Source organism: Streptomyces sp. SID12501 (assembly GCF_010550245.1).
Lineage (GTDB): Bacteria > Actinomycetota > Actinomycetes > Streptomycetales > Streptomycetaceae > Streptomyces.
In genome coordinates, this window is sequence record NZ_JAAGLU010000302.1 from 1 (window position 1) to 583 (window position 583).

Annotated in this window: 1 protein-coding gene and 1 pseudogene; both read left to right on the forward strand. The window is 71.0% G+C overall.

Going from position 1 to position 583, the window contains the following annotated elements; genetic code table 11:
* The coding region (locus G3I71_RS45865; protein ID WP_164324875.1) for a hypothetical protein at positions 1-232 on the forward strand (232 nt) is incomplete at its 5' end.
* A 28-nt stretch (positions 233-260) separates the two neighbouring features.
* Positions 261-583 (forward strand): annotated as a pseudogene (locus tag G3I71_RS45870) (hypothetical protein); the annotation flags it as partial.

The following is a 583-nucleotide window of genomic DNA, read 5'->3' on the forward strand; positions in this document are numbered from 1 at the left end:
GGGCGCGACCGACGAGGAGCTCGCGGAGTTCGACTACCAGCCCGACGCCACGAAGATGGCCGAGCTGAAGAAGAAGGAGATCGCGCTCGCGACCGCGGACTGGACGTGCAAGGACTCCGCGGGGTACGCCGACGCCCTGAAGGCCGCGAACCTCGCGCTGGAGAAGCGCATGTGGGACAAGTACGGCGCCCAGCTCCAGGCGATCGCCGACAAGCAGACCGCGTCGAAGTGACGCGTCGCGCCGAGCGGAAGAGTTCATCGTGAGCACGGTCTCCAGCCACGTCAGCGGCGGCCGCCGCACCATCGTCGCCATGGCCGTCGTCGCCGTGGTCTGCCTCGCGGCGGGGCTCGGGCTGTCCCGGCTGATCGTGTCGCCCGGGCAGGCGGCCGCCAACGCCGCCGCCCCCACCGGGACCTGGCCGGCCGTTGCCGCCACCGCGGGCGCGGTGGAGCTCGTCAACCTGGGGCTCTGCGGCAACGCCCTGCTCGATCCCTTCACCGCCCGGGCGATGCGCGACGAGCCGGCCGACCTGATCAGCGTCAAGATCGGCATCAACCTCGTCAACACGGACCTGATGAGGCT